Origin of the sequence: Pseudomonas sp. R62 (assembly GCF_000257605.1) — a bacterium.
GTDB lineage: Bacteria > Pseudomonadota > Gammaproteobacteria > Pseudomonadales > Pseudomonadaceae > Aquipseudomonas > Aquipseudomonas atacamensis.
In genome coordinates this window covers 765033-768961 of the sequence record NZ_JH635998.1, presented here as the reverse complement: position 1 = coordinate 768961, position 3929 = coordinate 765033, and the positions used below count along the sequence as shown (strand labels likewise).

Sequence of the window (3929 nt, the reverse complement as noted above, 5' to 3'; positions counted from 1 at the left end):
GCAGCGCAAAAAGGTGCTTTTGCCCGAGCCGCTGGCGCCGATCAGGCTGATCACGTCGCCGGTTTTGGCCTTGAGCGAAACGCCTTTGAGCACCTGATGATCGCCATAGCTTTTGTGCAGGCCTTCAACGGTCAGTTTGTACATGGACGAGCATCCTCAAGGCGAAAGTAGGTAGCCGCTGCGATAGGCTTCGGCGCCCGCGACGTGGGCGATGACCATGCCGGCAGTGGCCATGCGCCGCAGCGAGCGCGCATACAGCAGGCCGGCGGCGGTGCAATGAATGGGGGTGACCTTGTCGTGGACCGGGTCGATGATTTCGGCGATCTGCTGGCCGGCTTCCAGGTATTGGCCGGGTGTCGCGCAGTACACCAGCAGGCCGCCGACTGGCGTGGTCACCGGTTCGACACCGGCCAGTGGCGTGGCCGGGTACGGCAGTGGCGGTTGCGGCTTGGTCTCGCCGACGATGGCATCGAACTGGATCAGATAGTCGATCAGCGCCTGACAATCGCGGCTGGCCAGCGGGTGATTGACGTCGCCCTGACCGCGCAATTCGACGGTCGCCGAGAAGCTGCCCAGCGGAATATCGAACTGCTCGCCGAAGCGCTCGCGCAGTTGCCACCAGAGCAGGGTGAAGCACTCGTCGAACGACTGCCCGCCGGAATCGGTAGCAAGCAGGCTAGCCTGCGCTTCCATGTAGCGCGCCAAGGGCTCGACCTGTGGCCACGCCTCGGGCGTGGTGTACAGGTGCACCACCGATTCGAAGTCGCAGTGCAAGTCCAGCACCATGTCGGCATCGCAGGCCAGGCGTTGCAGGGTCAAACGCTGGGATTGCAGTTGTGTGGCCGGCGTCTGGCGGGCGAGGGCGTCGCGCAGGCTGGCACGGATCAGTTCGAGGTTGTGCTGCGCATCGTCGTCCAACTGGCCTTCGATGGCGTTGCCGATTTCTTCGCTGAGGTCGACGAACCAGCGATTGAAGTTCTGCCCACTCTCGAGGTCGTAACGGCCCAGCGGCACGTCCATCAGCACTTGTTCGAGGCCGACCGGGTTGGCCACCGGCACGAGGACGATTTCACTGCGCAGGCGGCCGGCGGCTTCCAGCTCGGCCAGACGCTGTTTCAGGTGCCAGGCGACCAGCATGCCGGGCAGTTCGTCGGCATGCAGCGAGGCCTGAATGTACACCTTGCCCTTGGCCTGCTGTGGGCCGAAGTGGAAACTGTGAATCTGCCGTGCGGTCCCCGGCAGCGGGGCCAGCAAGTCATGAATCTGGTGGCGCATTGTTATCTCTTTATTTTCAAACCGGTGCTAGTGAGTCGGCCCGAGGAAGGCCAGCCAGCGGCGTTCGGCAAGGCGGAACAGACCGACCAGCGCAAAAGTAATGGTCAGGTAGATCAGCGCGGCGATGCCGAATGACTGGAAGGTCAGGAAGGTCGCCGAGTTGGCATCCCGCGCGACTTTAAGAATATCGGGAATGGTCGCGGTGAACGCCACGGTGGTCGAGTGCAGCATCAGGATCACTTCGTTGCTGTAGTAAGGCAACGAGCGGCGCAATGCCGACGGCATGATCACGTAGGCGTACAGCTTCCAGCCGGTCAGGCCATAAGCCTTGGCCGCTTCGACTTCGCCGTGGTTCATGCTGCGAATCGCCCCGGCAAAAATCTCCGTGGTGTACGCGCAGGTATTGAGCGCGAAAGCGAGGATCGTGCAGTTCATCGCGTCGCGAAAGAAACTGTCGAGGATCGGCTGCTCGCGCACGGCGGCGAGGCTGTAGATGCCGGTGTAGCAGATCAGCAACTGGATATACAGCGGCGTGCCACGGAACAGGTAGGTGTAGAACTGCACCGGCCAGCGAATGTAGAAGTGCGGCGAGACGCGGGCGATCGACAATGGGATCGAGACGACGAAGCCGATGCAGATCGACGCGGTCAGCAGCCACATCGTCATCGCCAGCCCGGTGATGTTCTGGCCGTCGGTATAAAGGAAGGCGCGCCAATATTCCTGGAGAAGTTCGATCATCGTACGGCCTCCCGGGCACCGGCGGCGTAGCGGCGTTCGAGCCAGCGCAGGATAAAGTTCGAAGCACTGGTGATCAGCAGATAGATCAAGGCGGCAAGGACCAGAAAGTAGAACAGTTGATAGGTACTTTTACCGGCGTCCTGCGCTGCCTTGACCAGATCGGCGAGGCCAATGATCGACACCAGCGCGGTGGCCTTGAGCATGACCATCCAGTTGTTGCCGATGCCCGGCAGGGCGAAGCGCATCATTTGCGGAAACACCACAAAGCGAAAACGCTGGCCACGTTTGAGGCCATACGCGGTGGCGGCTTCGACCTGACCACGCGGCACCGCGAGGATGGCGCCACGGAAGGTCTCGGTGAAATACGCGCCATAAATGAAGCCCAACGTCAGCACGCCGGCGCTGAACGGGTCGATTTCAATGTATTCCCATTCCATGTAGTCGGTCAGTGACGTCAGCCAGGTTTGCAGGCTGTAGAAGATCAACAGCATCAGCACCAGGTCCGGCACGCCGCGAATCAGCGTGGTGTAGAGCTGCGCGGGCAGGCGCACCAGTTTGACTTTCGACAGTTTGGCACTGGCGCCGAGCAGGCCGAGCAACACGGCCACCAGCAGCGACATCGCCGATAATTTGATGGTCATCCAGGTGCCTTGCAGCAGCAACGGGCCGAAGCCCTGCAGACTGAACGAGGCCAGCCCCAGATTTTGCAGGAGGGTTTCAAACATAAATCAGCAACCTGAGCGGATGGAAAAGGCGCCCATCGAGGATGGGCGCCGGGGCATTATTTGCCGCTGTACAGATTCAGGTCGCCAAAGTGTTTCTTTTGAATCTCGGCGTATTTGCCGTCGTCGTGTAACGCTTTGATACCTTTATCCAAAAGTGCTTTCAGCTCAGTGTTACCTTTCTTGATACCGATAGCGGTTTTCGACGGCAGCAATTCGCTGTCGACCGGCTGGCTGATTTCGTAATCAGCGCCTTTTGGCGACTTCAGAAAGCCCAGTTCGGCTTGCAGCATGTCCTGGATACCGGCGTCGAGACGGCCAGAGGTCAGGTCGGAGTACACCTGATCCTGGTTCTGATAGGCCTGGGTTTTCACACCGGCTTTGTCCAGCACGGCTTTGGCATAGGCTTCCTGAATGGTGCCTTGCTCATAGCCAACGGTTTTGCCTTTGAGCGAAGCGACATCGGCGGTGATGCCAGAGCCTTTCTTGAACACGTAAGCGGTCGGGCCGGAAAACAGTTCGCTGGAGAAGTCGATGACCTTCTCGCGCGCCGGGGTCACGGTCATCGACGAGATCACGCCGTCGAATTTGTTGGCCTTGAGGCCCGGAATCATGCCGTCGAAATCGCTTTCGACCCATTTGCACTTGACCTTCAGTTCGGCGCAGATCGCGTTGCCCAGATCGATATCGAACCCGACCAGGCTGCCATCGGCCGCTTTCGACTCGAACGGTGCGTACGAAGGGTCAACGCCAAAGCGCAGCTCTTTGTATTCCTTGGCCAGCGCGGAGCCGGCGGCCATGCACAACGCCAGTGCAGAAAGGGTCAGCAATGCTTTTTTCATTATTCAATCCCTAAGAACCAATATGAGCGCTTGTGGCGCAGAATTATTGTTACTGCAACGCTTACGACCTATAGAAAGTAGCAATTTCCGAACCAGAGTGCCGAACAGGTGTTTTAAAAGGTCGAGTGCAGAGAGGCAAGGGTAGTTGAATGCCCGGAAACGGGCATTGCTGTTTGCATGCACTGTTTCGGTTCAAGCGCGTGGCTCAGAGCAGTTGAAACTGTGGCGAGGGGATTTATCCCCGATCGGCTGCGCAGCTGGCGCAAAAACCTGAGTTCACGATTTCAGGGGGAAATTGCTGGGGGCCGCTGCGCAGCCCAGCGGGGATAAATCCCCTCGCCACAGGATTCTG

The 3929-nt window shown here is 59.4% G+C and carries 5 protein-coding genes; all 5 read right to left on the bottom strand.

The window, feature by feature from the left end; genetic code table 11:
- Window positions 1-144, bottom strand: a 144-nt coding sequence (locus OQK_RS04915) for an ATP-binding cassette domain-containing protein (protein WP_038860575.1), incomplete at its 3' end; no start/stop codon positions are given.
- Between the two features lie 12 nt (window positions 145-156).
- Entirely contained in the window at window positions 157-1275 is a 1119-nt protein-coding gene (locus OQK_RS04910) for a succinylglutamate desuccinylase/aspartoacylase family protein (RefSeq protein ID WP_016771385.1), read from the bottom strand.
- A 27-nt stretch (window positions 1276-1302) separates the two neighbouring features.
- A complete protein-coding gene (locus OQK_RS04905) occupies window positions 1303-2013 on the bottom strand; it encodes an ABC transporter permease (RefSeq protein WP_016771384.1) in 711 nt (236 codons plus the stop codon).
- On the bottom strand, window positions 2010-2738 hold the full coding sequence (locus OQK_RS04900; RefSeq protein WP_016771383.1) for an ABC transporter permease: 729 nt from the start codon (window positions 2736-2738) through the stop codon (window positions 2010-2012). The genes OQK_RS04905 and OQK_RS04900 overlap by 4 nt, the downstream gene beginning before the upstream one ends.
- Before the next feature lie 56 nt (window positions 2739-2794).
- Window positions 2795-3577 (bottom strand): transporter substrate-binding domain-containing protein, encoded by a 783-nt coding sequence (locus OQK_RS04895; RefSeq protein WP_016771382.1) that lies wholly within the window; start codon window positions 3575-3577, stop codon window positions 2795-2797.
- Between the last annotated feature and the right edge of the window lie 352 nt (window positions 3578-3929).

Excerpts from the sequence above, each read along its gene's own strand:
- OQK_RS04910 (WP_016771385.1), bottom strand. The coding sequence starts at position 1,275 with ATGCGCCACCAGATTCATGACTTGCTGGCCCCGCTGCCGGGGACCGCA.
- OQK_RS04905 (WP_016771384.1), bottom strand. The coding sequence starts at position 2,013 with ATGATCGAACTTCTCCAGGAATATTGGCGCGCCTTCCTTTATACCGAC.
- OQK_RS04900 (WP_016771383.1), bottom strand. The coding sequence starts at position 2,738 with ATGTTTGAAACCCTCCTGCAAAATCTGGGGCTGGCCTCGTTCAGTCTG.
- OQK_RS04895 (WP_016771382.1), bottom strand. The coding sequence starts at position 3,577 with ATGAAAAAAGCATTGCTGACCCTTTCTGCACTGGCGTTGTGCATGGCC.